The 17324-nt window shown below is 32.0% G+C and carries 18 protein-coding genes; 7 read left to right on the top strand and 11 right to left on the bottom strand.

The genetic code is table 11. The annotated features are described in order from the left end of the window. From U0D62_RS00265 to U0D62_RS00250, 4 genes are read right to left on the bottom strand one after another with little or no spacing between them, the layout of a single operon-like run. Positions 1-570: an L-threonylcarbamoyladenylate synthase gene (locus U0D62_RS00265; RefSeq protein WP_322193143.1), complete on the bottom strand. Its 570-nt coding sequence runs from the start codon at positions 568-570 to the stop codon at positions 1-3. Beyond that, complete coding sequence (locus U0D62_RS00260) at positions 570-1556, bottom strand: glycosyltransferase (RefSeq protein ID WP_322193142.1); 987 nt, start codon at positions 1554-1556, stop codon at positions 570-572. The genes U0D62_RS00265 and U0D62_RS00260 overlap by 1 nt, the downstream gene beginning before the upstream one ends. After that, positions 1553-2482, bottom strand: coding sequence for a glycosyltransferase family 2 protein (locus tag U0D62_RS00255; RefSeq protein ID WP_322193141.1), 930 nt, complete (start codon positions 2480-2482; stop codon positions 1553-1555). The genes U0D62_RS00260 and U0D62_RS00255 overlap by 4 nt, the downstream gene beginning before the upstream one ends. A 2-nt stretch (positions 2483-2484) precedes the next feature. After that, complete coding sequence (locus U0D62_RS00250) at positions 2485-3288, bottom strand: glycosyltransferase family 2 protein (RefSeq protein ID WP_322193140.1); 804 nt, start codon at positions 3286-3288, stop codon at positions 2485-2487. 150 nt (positions 3289-3438) lie between these two features. Between U0D62_RS00250 and U0D62_RS00245 the strand changes: the two genes are divergently transcribed. Then, positions 3439-4086, top strand: a complete 648-nt coding sequence (locus U0D62_RS00245; RefSeq protein ID WP_322193139.1) for a class I SAM-dependent methyltransferase — start codon at positions 3439-3441, stop codon at positions 4084-4086. Positions 4087-4093: 7 nt separating this feature from the next. After that, entirely contained in the window at positions 4094-4870 is a 777-nt protein-coding gene (locus tag U0D62_RS00240; protein ID WP_322193138.1) for a lipopolysaccharide kinase InaA family protein, read from the top strand. A gap of 12 nt (positions 4871-4882) precedes the next feature. On the opposite strand, the gene U0D62_RS00235 is transcribed toward U0D62_RS00240, so the two are convergent. The 5 genes from U0D62_RS00235 to U0D62_RS00215 all read right to left on the bottom strand — a co-directional run bounded on the left by U0D62_RS00235 (position 4883) and on the right by U0D62_RS00215 (position 10863). Then, positions 4883-5629, bottom strand: a complete 747-nt coding sequence (locus tag U0D62_RS00235) for a LytR/AlgR family response regulator transcription factor (RefSeq protein WP_322193136.1) — start codon at positions 5627-5629, stop codon at positions 4883-4885. Further along, the gene (locus U0D62_RS00230; RefSeq protein ID WP_322193135.1) at positions 5626-6663 is read right to left on the bottom strand and encodes a sensor histidine kinase; all 1038 of its coding nucleotides are present in this window, start codon (positions 6661-6663) and stop codon (positions 5626-5628) included. The genes U0D62_RS00235 and U0D62_RS00230 overlap by 4 nt, the downstream gene beginning before the upstream one ends. Before the next feature lie 5 nt (positions 6664-6668). Further along, positions 6669-7538 carry a DUF4249 family protein gene (locus tag U0D62_RS00225; protein WP_322193134.1) on the bottom strand — a complete coding sequence of 290 codons (870 nt, stop codon included), beginning with the start codon at positions 7536-7538 and terminating at the stop codon, positions 6669-6671. A gap of 12 nt (positions 7539-7550) precedes the next feature. Then, the gene (locus U0D62_RS00220) at positions 7551-9926 is read right to left on the bottom strand and encodes a TonB-dependent receptor (protein WP_322193133.1); all 2376 of its coding nucleotides are present in this window, start codon (positions 9924-9926) and stop codon (positions 7551-7553) included. 175 nt (positions 9927-10101) lie between these two features. Beyond that, on the bottom strand, positions 10102-10863 hold the full coding sequence (locus U0D62_RS00215) for a glycosyltransferase family 2 protein (protein ID WP_322193132.1): 762 nt from the start codon (positions 10861-10863) through the stop codon (positions 10102-10104). A gap of 95 nt (positions 10864-10958) precedes the next feature. On the opposite strand from U0D62_RS00215, the gene U0D62_RS00210 reads away from it, so the two are divergent. Next, positions 10959-11780 carry a glycosyltransferase family 2 protein gene (locus tag U0D62_RS00210; protein ID WP_322193131.1) on the top strand — a complete coding sequence of 274 codons (822 nt, stop codon included), beginning with the start codon at positions 10959-10961 and terminating at the stop codon, positions 11778-11780. Here the strand turns inward: U0D62_RS00210 and U0D62_RS00205 are convergent. Next, a complete protein-coding gene (locus U0D62_RS00205; protein ID WP_322193129.1) occupies positions 11777-12841 on the bottom strand; it encodes a glycosyltransferase family 9 protein in 1065 nt (354 codons plus the stop codon). The two genes, U0D62_RS00210 and U0D62_RS00205, sit on opposite strands and share 4 nt — an antisense overlap. Positions 12842-12934: 93 nt before the next feature. Continuing rightward, entirely contained in the window at positions 12935-13750 is an 816-nt protein-coding gene (locus tag U0D62_RS00200; RefSeq protein WP_322193128.1) for a 2,3,4,5-tetrahydropyridine-2,6-dicarboxylate N-succinyltransferase, read from the bottom strand. A gap of 177 nt (positions 13751-13927) precedes the next feature. On the opposite strand from U0D62_RS00200, the gene ruvX reads away from it, so the two are divergent. The 4 genes from ruvX (at position 13928) to U0D62_RS00180 (ending at position 17307) form a co-directional block, all read left to right on the top strand. After that, a complete protein-coding gene (ruvX, locus tag U0D62_RS00195) occupies positions 13928-14338 on the top strand; it encodes a Holliday junction resolvase RuvX (RefSeq protein WP_322193127.1) in 411 nt (136 codons plus the stop codon). Positions 14339-14362: 24 nt separating this feature from the next. After that, complete coding sequence (def, locus tag U0D62_RS00190; RefSeq protein WP_322193126.1) at positions 14363-14953, top strand: peptide deformylase; 591 nt, start codon at positions 14363-14365, stop codon at positions 14951-14953. A gap of 90 nt (positions 14954-15043) precedes the next feature. After that, positions 15044-15463: a DUF5606 family protein gene (locus tag U0D62_RS00185; RefSeq protein WP_322193125.1), complete on the top strand. Its 420-nt coding sequence runs from the start codon at positions 15044-15046 to the stop codon at positions 15461-15463. Positions 15464-15666: 203 nt separating this feature from the next. Continuing rightward, entirely contained in the window at positions 15667-17307 is a 1641-nt protein-coding gene (locus U0D62_RS00180; protein WP_322193124.1) for a CTP synthase, read from the top strand. Positions 17308-17324 lie beyond the last annotated feature (17 nt).

Raw genomic sequence — 17324 nt, 5'->3', positions numbered from 1 at the left:
TTACTTCCTGATAATTTTAACGGTACTATCACTTCCTATTTTAATGATCGAAGAAGGTTTTGCACCTTTGTTTTGTAACGGCAAATTTACGATATAGTCTACGCCTTCCAAAATCTCTTTGCTTATTTCTTTATAGTCTTTGGGAGAAGGTGAACCACTTATATTTGCAGAGGTTGAAACAATAGGTCTTTTAAATTTTCTAATCAATTTACTACAAAAAGGATCTCGAACTACTCGAATACCTAATGAGTTATCATCTGCAATTATATTTTCTGCAACTCTAAGAGGTCGGTCATAGATAATAGTGGTTGCCTTTGTTGCATATTTTAAAATGTCATACGCTACTTCAGGAACTTCTTCTACATATTGTTGAAGCATCTTAAAATCGCTAACCAAACAAATCATAGATTTACTTTCTGCCCGTTGTTTTAAAGCAAATATTTTTTCAATGGCTTCGGCATTAGTTGCATCACAACCAATACCCCATATTGTATCCGTAGGGTAGAGGATAAGTCCTCCTTTTTTAAGAGTTATTACTGCTTTTTCTATTTCTGATTGCTGATCTGCCATTAGTTATATTTTAGAACGATATTTTCTGTTTCATCATATTTAGGAGTTTTAAGGTTTAAAGCCTCTCCATTAAGTATTTTTTCATAAAGCTGGACATATGATTTAGTCATCACAGTAGCATTAAAATGTAGTACTGCATAATCATGACAACGTTTTGCATTGTAGTCAAATTCTTTAATAGCAGTAGCAAGCTCATTTGAGTTGTTACTGGTATATCCTACTTCTGGCTTGATCAACTCTTCTAAAGAACCATTAGTGGTTCCAAAAACAGCACAACCAGCATACATACTTTCTACAACAGCTAATCCAAAAGGTTCATGCCATTTTACTGGAAAAATCATCCCTTTTGAACGGCTCATGATGTCCATTTTGACTTTGTTATTTACCATTCCTCTGAAAATGATATTAGGATCTAATACATATTTTAAACCTCTTTTTAAATTTCTAAGAGTCCATTGCTTTCCTCCCATAATGTGGAGTTGATTTCCTGATTTGAGAGCGATTTGTGCTGCACCAAATACATTTTTAACTTTCCAAGCAACTTTTCCCAGAAAATGAAGATATTTTCGTTCTTGATCTAAAACAGGATCTGGATAATCACTCCAATCTAAACCATTATATACGTATGTAGAAGAACCATATCTTTTTGCATGATTTTTGGAAATAAAAACACTGTTTATGTTTAAAACCTCCTCTTTAGGAGGATTTGTATGTATAGTTACAATTACAGGTTTATCAACTTCGTAAAGTGGAGTATGACTGAAATGAGCTATATCAATATCATTAGGAATCTGAGAATTAAGATCCTGATCGGGATCAAATTCCAGAACTTCAGCAAAATCACAACTCGATCCGGCTTTTACCAGATATACTACTTCATGTCCTAATTTATGAAGCTCTTTACCAAGTCCCCAGATTACACGTTCAACACCACCATAGTTGATGGCTGGAATTATTCCTGAATTATCAACAATCAAAACTTTCATATGATAGGATTGATTTTTTGTTTATGTTTTAACGATCTGGTTAATGGAGCTTGTAAAAATAAAGTGTAAAATAATGGCCAATACTTAGGCTTTATCAAACTACTAAAGAAATATCTGATTTGTAAATAAGTAAGAAGAACATAAAAAGGAATGATACCGTAATGTTTCTTAATAATATACAACAGAGATATTTTTAACTCTGTTTTTATAGCTACAGATTTTTCTGTGCTTGCGCCATGGTAGTGTATAAATGTTGCTTCTGGAACAAGATATGCTGATTTCTCTATCTTAGAAAGTCGTTTACATACATCTGTTTCTTCGTAATATAAAAAGATGTTGGTGTCAAAACCGCCAATACTATTAAAATCCTCTGCTCTAAAGAACATAAAACTACCAGCTATAAATTGACCTTGTTGCGGTTGGGTATATAATCGTTTACGCTTAGGATATTTTTTAGGATTCAATTTTTCAAGAAATTTTCTTCCAAAAATCTCTCTTCCTAAAGAAGCAAAATGATCTATGGTAGGAAGAATTTTCTTGTCTTGAGTAAAAGCTTGAGGCCCACAAACACCCACATCAGGTCTATGATCCATAAATTGCTTTAATGAGGATAAACAATCACTTTCTAATATGGTATCGTTATTTACAAAAGCGATATATTTTCCTGTTGCTTTTTGTACTCCGATCATATTACCACTTCCAAATCCGGTGTTAATATTACTTCTGATAAGCTCAACAGGCGGAACAATATTTAACGAATCAATATACTTTTTTACTTGATTATAGCTATCTTTTTTAGACCCATTATCAACTACAATATATTGACAAGAAAGTTGCTCTGAAGTATGTTTTAAGAGTGATTTTATACAATCAATTGTATATGATTCAGAATTGTAATTGATAATGACTACCGAAATATCAAACATAATTACTTTTTTAAGTATTGATCAACTCCTTTTTCGATATAAGTAACCTTTTTTTCAGTAGTTTCTTTTTCGATTATCTCATTAACCTCGATATGACTTTTATCTTGCTCTCTGTGATAAATATGGTAAACAATACCTTTAAATTTTAGACGTTTCCCTTTGATTCCAATATTAATCAAACGTTGGATCATTTCGCTATCATCAATTCCCCAACCAGTTAACGACTCATTAAAGCCATTGACTTTAATAAAATCCTCTCTCCAGAATGACATATTGCAGCCTCTCAATTTTGAAGAACGATGATCTTCTTTTTTATATCTGTTAGCGAGAAAAGGTATACGCAATGTTCGCCCTCTTTTCTTAATACCTTTAGAAAAGAAATTAAAATGAATTTGTTTGTTTTTGAACAATGTTTCCAGGTGGTCTTCTTGAACATTAACTCTACTACCGTATAAGAAAACTCCTTTTTCTGCAATTGATAGATGATCTTTTACAAAATCTTTATGCATTATAATATCACCGTCGATTTCGACAATATAGTCATATTGAGCTTTTGCAATTGCCTTGTTCATAATGGCTGGCTTCTGATTTTTGTTATCCTCATGCCAGATATGATGTAATGGTACCGGAAAATCTTTCTGCATTTTCTTGATAAGAAGCGCAGTATCTTCTTTAGAACCATCATCTGCTATGAGTACTTCATCAGGTAGGTGAGATTGATTTTTGATACTCAATAATAAAAGTTCTAATGCTTCAGGCCAATTATAAGTGGGTGTTACCAAAGAACATTTAGGATATGCCTTCATCTAAAATATTTTGTGATGCAAAGTAACGGATTTTCAGAAAAACATTTTGAACCTGATATGAATTATTCCTGATTTAGGTATGTGGATTTTGAGTAATCTATAGAATAGAGCTTATTATTTGATATATTTGCGGACACCAAATAAAAATTCATGGATTACGATAATAAACCAGAAGGATATTATGACAATATCAGACAAGAAATGATAAAATATCTTCCTGGTAATGCTAAAAAAATTATTGATATAGGTTGCGGAAATGGAGCTTTTGCAGAAATTCTAAAAGAAAAGGCAGGAGCAGAAGTTTGGGGGATAGAATATATGGATGAAGAGGCGCAGATAGCTAAAGAAAAACTTGATAAAGTATTCTCTGGTAAATGTGAAGATTTTTTGGATGAATTGCCAGATCAATATTTTGATGTTATATATTTTAATGATGTTTTAGAGCATTTGGCAGATCCATATATGGTTTTAGACAAGGTGAAGCATAAACTAACCGCAGAAGGAGTTGTGATTAGTTCTATTCCTAATGTGAGATATTACAATACTTTCTTAAATGTTTTGTTCAAGAAAGACTGGAAATATGAAGGTCACGGTGTCATGGATAAGACGCATCTTAGATTTTTTACAGGAAAAAGTATTCGAAGAATGTATGAAGAATTAGGATACTCAATTGTGCAACAAGAAGGTATTAATAAAAGTAGTTCGATACGTCCTTATTTATATAATATTCCGGTTTTATTCAGGCATTTGGATATCAGATATCCTCAATATGCTACGGTTGCTAAATATCCTAGATAATTGAATTATGCCAGATAGATTGGTCATACATCCATCATATACCGCAATGGAATCCCAGGTTATGAATGCTATCCAGGACTTTGGGAGTTATTCTGATATTTTAGGTGATGCAGAGCGCAATGTAATTAAGATTATTCCTGTTCAGGAAAAAAAACTTACTGTAAAATCTTTTAAGATACCTAACCTGGTTAATCAAATTGTATATAGATTCTTTAGAAAATCAAAAGCAGAAAGATCATACAATTATGCTAATGCTTTGTTAGAATTAGGTATTAAGACTCCTTTTCCTGTTGGTTATTGTATCAGCGCTAGTCCTTTATTGTTTAAAAAGAGTTATTATGTGAGTGAATTGGTAACTTGTGATTTGACTTATAGAGAATTGACTACTGACTTTGATATTTCTGATCACGAAGATATTTTAAGAGCTTTCACAAGATTTACGTATGAGTTGCATAAGAATGGAGTTAATTTTTTAGATCATTCTCCAGGAAATACATTGATCAAGAGAAAAGATAAATCATATGAATTTTATCTGGTTGATCTTAACCGAATGGAGTTTGGAAAAATGAATTTTGAAACCAGGATTAAGAACTTTGCCCGTTTAACCATTCACAAGTCCATGATTAAAGTGATGAGTAACGAATATGCTAAATGCACAGGAGAAGACGAAGATCAGATATTTAATCTAATGTGGCAATATACCTCTGAATTTCAGAATAGATATCACAATAAACGCAAGCTTAAAAGAAAGATTTTCTTCTGGAAAAAGAAGTATCGGGATTAGTTAATCAGGAAATCAAAGAGAGAGCCATTTCTTAAATTTTCCGATTTTTTCTATAGCTAAAAAAATATTATTTTCTGTACTTTCAGGCTTCAGTAATATTTTTATCCGTGATTTAGAGGTGTAATACATTTCTCCAATAGACTTTAAATGTATAATATACTTTCTGTTGATCCTAAAGTAATTTGAAGGGTCTAATTCCTGTTCTAATTTTTTTAAAGAAAAATCAACGGGTATTTTTTTACCATTCCATAAGGTGATGAATGTAAGTTTTTCTTCTGTAAAGAAATAAGCGATATCATCAATTTCAATGGTTTTTAAACTATTATTCATTTTAACCAGAAACCTTTTTTTATATTCTATTCCATTATGAAGGAATAGGTTTTTGTACTCCGGTAACTGACTTTTGTTAAGTTCGAAGAATTTAATAATACTTCTTGATAAAGCTTCTTTGGAAATAGGCTTTAATAAATAATCGATACTATTTTGTTCAAAAGCTTTAATTGCATATTCAGAATATGCGGTAGTAAAGATAATTGGGGTTTTGATTTCGAGTATTTTGAAAATTTCGAAAGAATAACCATCAGATAGATTAATATCTAAAAAAATTAGATCTGGACTTTCTGAAGATAAATATTGTATAGACTCATTAATGGATGTTAAAACCTTAACAATCATTATTTGATTATTAACTTCCTGAATTAAGTTTTGTAATCTAATAGCGGCAATGCTCTCATCTTCTATGATAATTGCTCTGGTCATATTTCTGGTTGAATTAGAGGAATTGAGGCTATATAGTTACCATTTATGACCGTAAAACTTGGAGATTTGGGATGCAACATTTTATATTGATTGATTAGGTTTTTTTGACCAATACCTAAAGATTTTTCATAGTCATTATTTTTAGGCTGAAAATTATTGATCACATTAATATTATTTCCTTCGCTAACAATTGATATTTTTAAAGGCTTACTATTCTCAATAATATTATGCTTTATAGCGTTTTCAAAAAGTAATTCTAATGTCATTGGAGGTATTAGCAAATTTAACTGAGACTCGTTTATAGAGTTTTTAAATATTATATTATTGGGGAATCTAATTTTTTGTAGTGATATATATGAATTGATAAGCTCTAACTCTTTTTTTAAAGGAACTACAACTTCATCACTTTGTGTTAAGTTATATCTGTAAATATTGGATAATTCTTGTAAAAAATATTCAGCTTTTTTAGCATCAGTGCTAATCAAACCTGATAAGCTATTGAAGCTATTAAATAAAAAATGAGGGTTTAGTTGTTTTTTTAAAGCTAAATATTGTGCAACAGATTTTTCATTTTGATATTGAGCGAGTTTTATTTTTATGTCTTGTTTTTCTTGTTGAGATTCTATGAAAAGTTCTACCAAATAAAAGAATATGATGATGACAAAAAAGACCAGTAATATTGCCCAAAATCCTAAATCAAAGAAATACTCATTAACATCATCATCATTGTAATCGAAAACGGCTTTTAGTACAAAAGTTAGAATAGTAGTCTTTAGTATGATGACTGTTGTCCAAAAGCTTAGATATTGTAATTTACTTTCTGTATTAATGATTTTAGGTGCCAGTTTTTCTTTTAGATAAACTCTGGACCAATAAATGATTAATGCAAAAATGAAACAAACCGGTAATATTACAAAAGTTTCAGAAATACCTTCTTCCAGATTTTCATTATGAATTTCACCCATAATGTGAAAAGCATTAAACAAAAGGATAATGAACAGATAAAAATATACTCGGTTAATTTTCAAATTCATTAAAACTAATTTTCAGTGATAGTTATGGTATCTTCTTCGACGTCTACCGTATAGAAATACCCTAAAGCTCGATTATTTGGATTGCTTAAATTTATTAAATTTCCTCGTATTGAAGCTGGAGGAGGGTTGCCAATTATTGGATTACCGATATTTCCTGTTTGGGTAAATAACTCGGTTAAAAAATCAAAGTATGGTTCTGATATGGATAATTGTTGGGCTTTACCAACATCACCAATGTCAAAAGCTACTTCATCATTAGGATTTACCCCTATGCGTTGTCGACCATCAAAGAATTCATCGGATACAATTAAAACGTCTCTAGTACCTGGGTCTGGAACAATTATAAATTCATCATTTTTAAAAAGCCGATAATAATAAAAGTTTGGAATATTAATAGGGTCTGTGGTATCGAATTTAACAAAATAGCCAGCATCATTAACTAGGGTTTCTTCTTCATATTCAAAGTAAAAATTATCAAATTGTGGTACTTCAGTTAATGAATCAACCCCTTCATAAATCTCTCCATTCCAGTTTATAGTAATTGTGTATGTTTTACCTAATTCGGGTATGATTTCGGAGTTTTCATAAAATCCATCATTCGAATGAGTAAATACCCAGGAATTACTGCCGTCAGTTATAGTAACCGATGCATCACTTACAAACGGAAGCTCTCCTGTAGATAAGAACGATGCTGTCGTAGTTAGTTGTAAACGTTGTGTTGTTAATGGAGTTATAGTGTTTCTTTCTAATCCTCCATTAATAACTAATCTTGGATCAGAATCTTCTAAAGTGATATCATTGGTTACATCAGTTTCACAAGATGTGAAAATTAGTATCGTTAAAATTATGGCGGTTGTGATAAATATATTTTTCATTGGATGTTGATTTTAAAATTTGAACTCGTATGATATGCTGGGAACAATGCCGAAAAAAGATAATTTGGTTGCCTGTGTCATGCCAGTTGCTATTTCCCGATCTCCAATTTCACTAACTTCATTAAAATATATAGAAGCAGCATTTTGTCGATTGTAAACATTTACAAGACTAAAAACCCATTTTCCGTTTTTACCTTTTTTAGGATGTAAGGTGGCAGAAAAATCTAATCTATGATATGCTGGTAAACGATTGCCGTTTCTATTGTTGTAGTCAGCAACCACTAATCCATTTTGTTCATATCTTCCTGTAGGATAGGTTACAGGTCTTCCAGATCCAAAAATAAAGTTGAACCCAAAATCCCACCTTTTATTAAGTTTGTAAAACCCGACAAGGTTGAGCTCATGTAATTGGTCACTATTAGATGGATAATATTCGTTATTATTAATACCAAGAACTTTGGTCTCTGATTTGGCCAGAGTATAGCTTAACCATCCAGTAAGTTTTCCTTCATTCTTAGAGAGTTGAACCTCTAACCCATAAGATCTTCCATTTCCTTGTGCTATCTGAGTTTCTATCTCTTCTGTAAATAATAGATCAGCTCCGTCAATAAAATCGGTAACATCATTTAGTTTTTTATAATAAGTTTCCAGACTTAGATCGTATTTACCATCTTTAAACGATTTAAAGTATCCCAATGCCAGTTGATCTGAATATTGGGGTTTTATATGAGGACCACTGGGAGACCAAACATCAAGAGGGGTTGGAGATGTGGTGTTAGAAATTAGATGTAAGTATTGGTACATTCTGTTGTAGCTTAGTTTAAATGAATTAGATTCGTTTAATAAGTACCTTGCAGACAATCTAGGTTCTAATCCATTAAAAGATTTAATGATATCCCCAGAGCTGTAGTTAGTAGTTCCAATCACTTCATTTTCTTCATAAATATCTTGTTCGGGATTATAAGTTAATGGAGCTCCTGTTTCATACTGTCGTATTTCTTCATTTCCTAACCTATTAAAATTAGACCACCTCAATCCGTATTGAAGGCTTATTTTATTGGAGATCTTTTGTTTTAAATCAACATAGAGACCATTTTCTAATCCAAATTTATCACTAAACTCTTCTTCGTTAATACTAGATCCATTTAGTGAAGATATTTTTCCAGGTTTAAATTTATAGTAGGTAACGTCTATTCCTGTTTTAAGAGTATGATTATTGTTTATGAACCAGGATAGTTTTGGTTTTATATTGTAATTGATAATGCTGGATTTCCATCTAAACTCAGAACCTGTTCTTAAGTTGTCAAGATTATATTCATAATTACTAAAAATAGCAGATGTTTGTAGGAATAATTTTTCACTTAAGACACTTGTCCAACGTAGCGAAGCGGATGTATTACCCCAAGTTGTTCCTAATAATCCATCTAATTCAAATTTATCTCTACCAAAATATCCTGAAAGAAATAGTCTATTGTTTTTATTTAAATCGTAATTAGCTTTTAGGTTAAAATCATAAAAAAAGAGTGAGCTATCTTTAAAATCCTCTAAAAGAAAAGAAAATAAATCTATATACGATCTTCTACCTGCTAACATAAAACTTCCAGGAGCTTCTTCATTATTGCCTTTAAGAATTGGACCTTCTATTAGGGCTTTGGCAGAAATTAGGCCTATCCCTATATTACCACCAAATTTCTTGACGTTCCCTTCCTTTTGTTTTATATCTAACACCGAAGATAGTCTACCTCCATAGGTAGAAGGAATTCCTCCTTTATATAATTTAGCATTTTTAATAGCATCCGAATTGAATACTGAAAAGAAACCGAATAAGTGTGAAGCGTTATAGATAGTTGCGTCGTCAAGTAAAATCAAATTTTGGTCAACAGTTCCTCCTCTAACATTAAAACCGGAAGAAGCTTCATTAACACTGGATACTCCCGGTAATAATTGTAATGATTTTAGAACATCAGGTTCACCAAGAATTGCAGGCATTTTTTTAATGGTTTCACCTTGTAATGATATAACACTCATTTCGGTAGACTCTATTTTTTTCTTGGTTTTATTAGAAGAAATAACAATTTCATCCAGCTCAGCCAATTCTTCAGATAAACTAAAATCTATTTTTTGATTTCCGTCTATCAGAATTTCTTTCTGAATTGTTTTATATCCTAAATAGCTAATTTCAATTTGATGAGTTCCTTTTTCTATATTGACAGAATAGAACCCATAATCATTAGTGGATGTTCCGATAGAATTATCGATAATAATGTTAACTCCAAGTAATTTTTCGCCAGAACTGTTGTCTTTTACATATCCGCTTATGGTAGATTTTTCTTGAGCAAACGTTCCTAAAGAGAATAAGAAGAGTAGGAATAAAAGTCTTTTTGTCATATCAATATAGTTTTGAACAGTTTTATTCAAAACTATGATGACGGTATTCTTAAATAACAGAATTACCGATGAGACTGGAAAAAACCTGATGAACCATGATTTTTACAAATCAAGGGATAGTACCTACTTAAAAATTAGAAGAAATAAAGACCTTTTAGAACCTAATAGAACTCTCTTATTGCTTTTTCTTTTTAATAAGCTCTCTTAGTTTTGTGTACTTCAGAAAAGTAATATTAGCAGTTTGCACACAGATCACAAACCCATTAAGGCCGTCTAAAAAACCTAGCCGGAAAAAATAAGCCTTAAAAAAAGCCCAGGTAGGATTAAGAAGTATTTTCCAGATAGGTGCTTTTTTACCTAATTCATGATACGATTGAGCAGAGATGGTTGAAAACTTATCGGTTTTTAGGTTGAATTCCTGATAAGTTGCATAATTCCAATGCAGGATATCTCCTTTTAGTTTTGCAGAAGATTTGGGGTTGTATAATTTAAAAGAATCGTGAGGATTGATACCTTTCCATTCTCCTTTTCCTTTTTTGAATGCTCTCAGCTTTTTATCAGGATACCAATCAGAATATTTAATCCATTGTCCGCAAAAATTATTATAACGATTCATAAAATATCCATCCTGAATCCAATTGGATTTTAATTCTAAAAGAGACTCCTGAAGCTTGGGAGATAAAGCTTCGTCTCCATCCAAAGAAATGATATGATCATATGTAGCCTGGGTAATAGCAAAGTTTTTTTGTTCGATATACCCTAGAAATTCTTGTTTGATAAATTTTACATTATAATTCTTACAGATCTGCTCTGTACTATCTGTAGAAAATGAATCTACAACAACAATTTCGTCCACTACATTTTGGAGTGAAGCTAAACAACGATCAATCTTTTTTTCTTCATTATATGTAATAATGACAGCAGAGAGTTTTACCATATAGATATTTTGTGATAAACTGATTAAAGCTTTGCCTATAAATTCATAGTGTTTTTTTAAACAGCTTACCGGCAAAAATAACTATTTTTACGGCAATGAAGTCACCAGAAGTATCTGTTATTATTAGTACATATAACCAACCCTTATGGTTAGAAAAAGTACTATGGAGTTATGAGCGTCAAAGTTTCAAAGATTTTGAAATTATCATTGCAGATGATGGCTCTACAGAAGAGACTAAAAAAGTTATAGAATCTTATATTAGTACATCTTCTTTATCAATAAAACATGTATGGCACGAAGATGAAGGTTTTAGAAAAACAATAATTCTCAATAAAGCAGTTGTGTTATCAGAAGGTTCTTACTTAGTATTTACGGATGGAGATTGTATTGCCAGAGAAGATTTTATTAAAACTCATTTGCACTTACGTAAAAAAGGTTGGTTTTTGTCTGGAGGGTATTTTAAATTACCTAAATCAATCTCTGACTTAATTTCAAAAGATGATATTGAGAATCAAAATTGTTTTAAAGCTGATTGGTTAAAAGCTCAAGGCTTGAAATCATCTTTTAAATTAAATAAGTTGACCTCTAAAGGTTTTAAAGAACGTTTTTTGAATTTCATTACACCTACTAAAGCTACCTGGGATGGTATGAACGTTTCTGGGTGGAAAAAAGATGTGCTAGCGGTTAATGGTTTTGATGAGCGGATGCAGTATGGTGGTGAAGATAGAGAAATAGGAGAACGCCTGTTTAATATGGGGATTAAGGCTAAACAAATACGATATAGCGCTATTTGCTTACATCTTTATCATGAAAGAGGGTATGTGAAACCCGAAATGATAGAAAAAAATAATGCTATTCGTAAGATTACTCAAAAAAATAAGGTGATACGTACACCATTTGGAATTGATAAACTTTAAAGCTCTAAATTGTTAAGGTAGTTTCTGAGCTTAGGAATAATAAGTCGAGAAGAAAACTCTTGATATAACTCTAATGCTTTATCTTTCATTTGCTTTGGAGATTTGTTTCCGTATAACTCAGGTTTAAGATCAATCAAATGTATTGAGTCATTATCGATGCCATCTTCAAACATATTCCAATCCTTTTTGATAATCCAGGGAGAAAAAATAGTAAATGTAGGTTTGTTTAGGGCTTTTGCCATATTTACGGCACCACCTTCATTACCAATAAGGACATTACAATGAGAAAGAATTGCGATAAATCCTCGTAAACTTTTTCCGAAAACATCAAAATGAATATTTCTTTGTGTTTTTAAATTAGTTAAGTTATAGATTGTGCGAGCTTCTTTTTCCTGGTTTGGGATGTAGTTAAAAAGAATATTTGCATCAGTAGTAGATACAATTTCGTCTATAACTTTTGCCATATCCTTAAAGGGTAACGTTTTATTTGGGCTACTTCCTAAAACACTTATCATAATAAGAGGTTTTTTTGTAGTAATCCCATTAGACTTTAAGAACTCTTTGGCTTTTTCCTTTTCTTCAGTATTCAGAAATATTTTTGGCCTAATGATATCTGTGGTAATTCTATCTTCAGGTAGAACCAGACGTAATCTGTTTTCAATGGCAATACTGGCATTGGTAATCGGTTCAGGTTTTCGGTCAATAGTTTCTGTGTATAAAAAACTTGTATACCATTTGTAGAAAGAAAATCTTTTGGGGGCTTTGGAGAATACTGTTATAAGATTGCTTTCTAATTTTCCATAGGCATCAATAACAAGATCGTATTGAGAGTTCCTAATTTGCTTCAAAAAAGAATAAAAAGCTCTTTTACTATTTCTGTATTCATTTTTGAATTCGATAATAGTGTCGATAAAATGATTTTCCAGAATTACCGGAATAGTATTAGAGTTTACCAGGTAATCTATAGTCGCATCAGGGTATTCCTTTCGCAGTGCTTCACAGATAATAGTACTGGTAAGCACATCACCAATCATTTTTTGCTGAATGACTAAAATTTTCATGAACTATCAATTAAAATAACTGAGCCTGTCTGCATATGATTATTATAAGAAGAACTTATCTAATTACCACAACAGGCTCAGATGCTTTTCACTTTATACGGCAACATCGTATTCACGAAGTGCATCGTTAAGTGAAGTTTTTTTATCAGTACTTTCTTTACGCTTTCCAATAATCAAAGCACAAGGTACATTGTATTCTCCCGCAGCAAATTTCTTAGTATAACTACCAGGTATTACTACAGATCCAGCCGGTACTAAACCTTTTCTTTCGATAGGTGTTTCACCGGTTACATCAATAATCTTAGTAGAAGCTGTTAATACAACATTTGCACCAAGTACAGCTTCTCTTTCTACACGTACTCCTTCAACTACAATACAACGAGATCCAATAAATGCATTGTCTTCAATGATTACTGGTGCAGCTTGTAAGGGTTCTAGTACACCGCCAATACCAACTCCACCACTCAGGTGAACATTTTTTCCAATCTGTGCACAACTACCTACAGTAGCCCATGTATCGACCATAGTTCCTTCTTCTACGTGCGCTCCGATATTAACGTAACTAGGCATCAAAATAGTACCTGGAGAGATATAAGCTCCGTGACGTGCAACAGCATTAGGTACTACACGAATCCCTTTGGCTTCGTATCCTCTTTTTAATGGAATTTTATCGTGATATTCAAAAATTCCTGCTTCAAGAGTTTTCATTTTTTGAATAGGGAAGTATAATACTACTCCTTTTTTTACCCATTCGTTAACTTGCCAGCCACCTTCAATAGGTTCTGCTACTCTAAGATCTCCTGTATCTAGTAAGTTGATAACTTCTCTTATAGCACTTTGAGTACTTACCTCCTTTAAAAGCTCTCTGTTTTCCCAAGCTTTTTCTATGGTTTCCTTTAGTTGGTTCATCTATTAAAAAATTTTGGTAAAGATAACAGCTTCGACGGAAAAATATACGGATATACCATATTTTAGGAAAGCATTAATAATTTAATAATCTTTATCATAAAAAACTCCAATTTATCTATTATCTAAAAGTCTGATGTATAAGTTAGGATAAAATCCTATTTTTGCAGAAAAATGTAGATGGCTAGAATTTTAGCAATAGATTATGGAGGAAAACGATGTGGGATTGCTGTAACAGATGAATCTCAGATTATTGCTTCAGGATTGACCACGGTCGAAACTAAAGATTTGTTGCTGTGGTTACAAGATTATGTAGTAAAAGAAGATGTTGAACTTTTTATTGTTGGAGAGCCTAAAAGGTTACACGGAGAGGCATCTGATAGTGAGAAATTAATTCAACCATTTTTAGAGAAATTAAATACAGTACTTCCAGATATCCCGGTAAAACGTATTGATGAGCGATTTACTTCTAAGATAGCCTTTAATACGATGCTTGCCAGCGGAATCTCAAAAAAGAAAAGAAAAGATAAAGCACTGGTTGATCAGATTAGTGCTACGATTATACTTCAGGACTATTTGTATAATCAATAACAATAGAAATAAGCAATATAATATATGATACTTCCCATTGTCGCATACGGAGACCCGGTACTAAAGAAGAAAGCAAAAGAAATCGATAAAGATTATCCTAAATTATCTGAATTATTAGATAATATGTTTGAAACGATGTACAATGCTTCAGGTGTAGGATTAGCAGCTCCTCAAATAGGGCTTCCTATACGATTGTTTATAGTTGATGCAGAACCTTTTTCTGAAGATGATGAACTTTCTGATGAAGAGAGTGAAAAATTAAGAGGATTTAAAAAAGTATTTATTAATGCTACGATCCTTGAAGAAACAGGAGAAGAATGGGCTTTTAGTGAGGGATGCTTAAGTATTCCTGATATTCGTGAAGATGTATTTCGTAATGAGATTGTCAAAATAAAATATTTTGATGAGAACTTTGTTGAGCATACAGAAACTTATGACGGATTGGCAGCCAGAGTGATTCAACATGAATATGATCATATCGAAGGAATTTTATTTACCGATAAACTATCCAGTCTAAAAAAACGTTTAATAAAAGGAAAGCTTGCTAATATTTCTAAAGGAAAAATCAATTCAGATTATAGGATGAGATTTCCGATGGCAAAAAAAGCAAGATAGCATAAAGAAGTATTTAAATTTTTATGTTGGTCAATGTTTGATTATTTAAAACTAACTACAGATATTTGCCAACTTTGAAAAAGAAAATATATGAGTTTAGATAAAATATTAGCAATTTCAGGTAAACCAGGTCTATACGAGTTAAAGACACAAACCCGTAGTGGTTTTTTGGCAGAGTCTCTGGCAGATGGTAAAAGGTTATCAGTAAGTATGAGGCATAACGTTAGTGTACTTAGTGAAATTGCAATTTATACTTTTACAGAAGAAGTTCCATTACGAGAAATCTTTAGAAAGATTCAGGAAAAAGAAAATGGAGAGCAGGCGATTAGTCATAAAGAATCAAAAAATAAGTTAGAAGCTTATTTTGGTGAAGTGTTACCAGATTATGACGAAGATAGAGTTTATGCCAGCGATATGAAAAAAGTAATACAATGGTATAATATATTACAATCTAATGGATTTACAGATTTCTCTGATCCAGAAGATAACGCCTCTGACGAAGAAGAGTAAAATAAATAACCATAAAGAATTAAATCCTGTCGAAAGATGGGATTTTATCTTTTATGTATATTGTTATCTTATTTTTAGATAGTTAGGGTGTTGAAGGAATATGGATAAGTTCCGTAAATATTGCTTGATTTTCAGTGTTAGGTTTCGGGACTTCTTTGTATTTTTGCGCAAAATTAAATACAACTTACAAATTTTTAGTTTACATGGCTAATACCAAATATGTTTTTGTTACAGGAGGTGTTTCTTCTTCATTAGGAAAAGGAATCATTGCTGCTTCTTTGGCAAAACTATTACAGGCAAGAGGATACAGAGTTACTATTCAAAAACTGGATCCATATATTAATGTTGATCCGGGAACACTTAATCCTTATGAGCATGGAGAATGCTATGTAACCGATGATGGAGCTGAAACGGATTTGGATTTAGGGCATTATGAACGTTTTCTTAATAGACCTACATCACAAGCTAATAATGTAACTACAGGAAGAATTTATCAAAGCGTTATCGAAAAAGAACGTAGAGGTGAATTTTTAGGGAAAACAGTCCAAGTTGTACCACATATTACCAACGAGATTAAAGAAAGAATTCAAATCTTAGGTAAAAGTGGTGATTATGATATCGTTATTACGGAGATAGGAGGAACCGTTGGTGATATAGAGTCTTTACCATATATCGAAGCTGTTCGTCAGTTAAAATGGGAACTTGGAGATACCAATGCTTTGGTTATTCATTTAACCTTGATCCCATACCTTTCTGCTGCAGGTGAATTAAAAACAAAGCCTACGCAACACAGTGTAAAAACATTGATGGAAAGCGGTATTAAAGCAGATATTTTGGTATGTAGAACTGAACATGAATTATCAGATGACCTGCGTAGAAAACTTGCTCTTTTTTGTAATGTTAGACAAGAAGCAGTAATACAATCTATTGATGCGTCAACTATTTATGATGTACCTAATTTAATGTTAGAAGAAGGTTTAGATGCAGTTGTATTAAAACAATTAGTTTTAAGAGAAGATAATGTTCCTGATTTAGATAAATGGAATAACTTTTTACAGAGACATAAAAACCCTAAATGCGAAGTTACTATTGGGTTAATAGGTAAATATGTAGAATTACAAGACTCGTATAAGTCTATTCTTGAAGCGTTTATACATGCTGGGGCAGAAAATGAAGTAAAGGTAAATGTGGTTAGTATACATTCAGAGTATATAGATGATGTTACTATTGAAAAGAAAATAGCTCATCTGGATGGAATATTAGTGGCACCTGGATTTGGAGAACGAGGAATAGAAGGAAAGATAAAAGCAGTACAATTTGCCAGAGAAAATAAACTACCATTTTTTGGTATTTGTTTAGGAATGCAAATGGCTGTAATAGAGTATTCTCGTAATATTCTTGGTTTAAAAGATGCTTGTTCAGTAGAAGTGGATGATAATACTCCGCATCCTGTAATTGATCTTATGGAAGAGCAGAAGAGTATTACAGATATGGGAGGAACGATGAGATTAGGAGCTTGGGATTGCAAATTAGTAGAAGATAGTAAGGTTTTTGAAGCTTACGGAAAAGAGCTAATCGAAGAGCGTCACCGCCATCGTTATGAGTATAATAATAAATACAAAGATCAGCTGGAGAATGCTGGACTTTTAACAACCGGAATTAATCCAAAAACTGGGTTAGTAGAAATTGTTGAAATACCAGATCATCCTTGGTTTGTAGGAGTACAATATCATCCGGAGTATAAAAGTACAGTAGCAAATCCGCATCCGTTATTTATTGCGTTTATAAAAGCAGCTGTAGAATATTCTAAAAACACTAAAAGTGTCAAAGTGTCACAGGGATAGTAATTGGCTAGATAATT

It is taken from the genome of Aquimarina callyspongiae (assembly GCF_034322225.1).
GTDB lineage: Bacteria > Bacteroidota > Bacteroidia > Flavobacteriales > Flavobacteriaceae > Aquimarina.
Note: the sequence above shows the minus strand (reverse complement) of the source record. Positions and strands in the feature narration are given on the sequence as shown.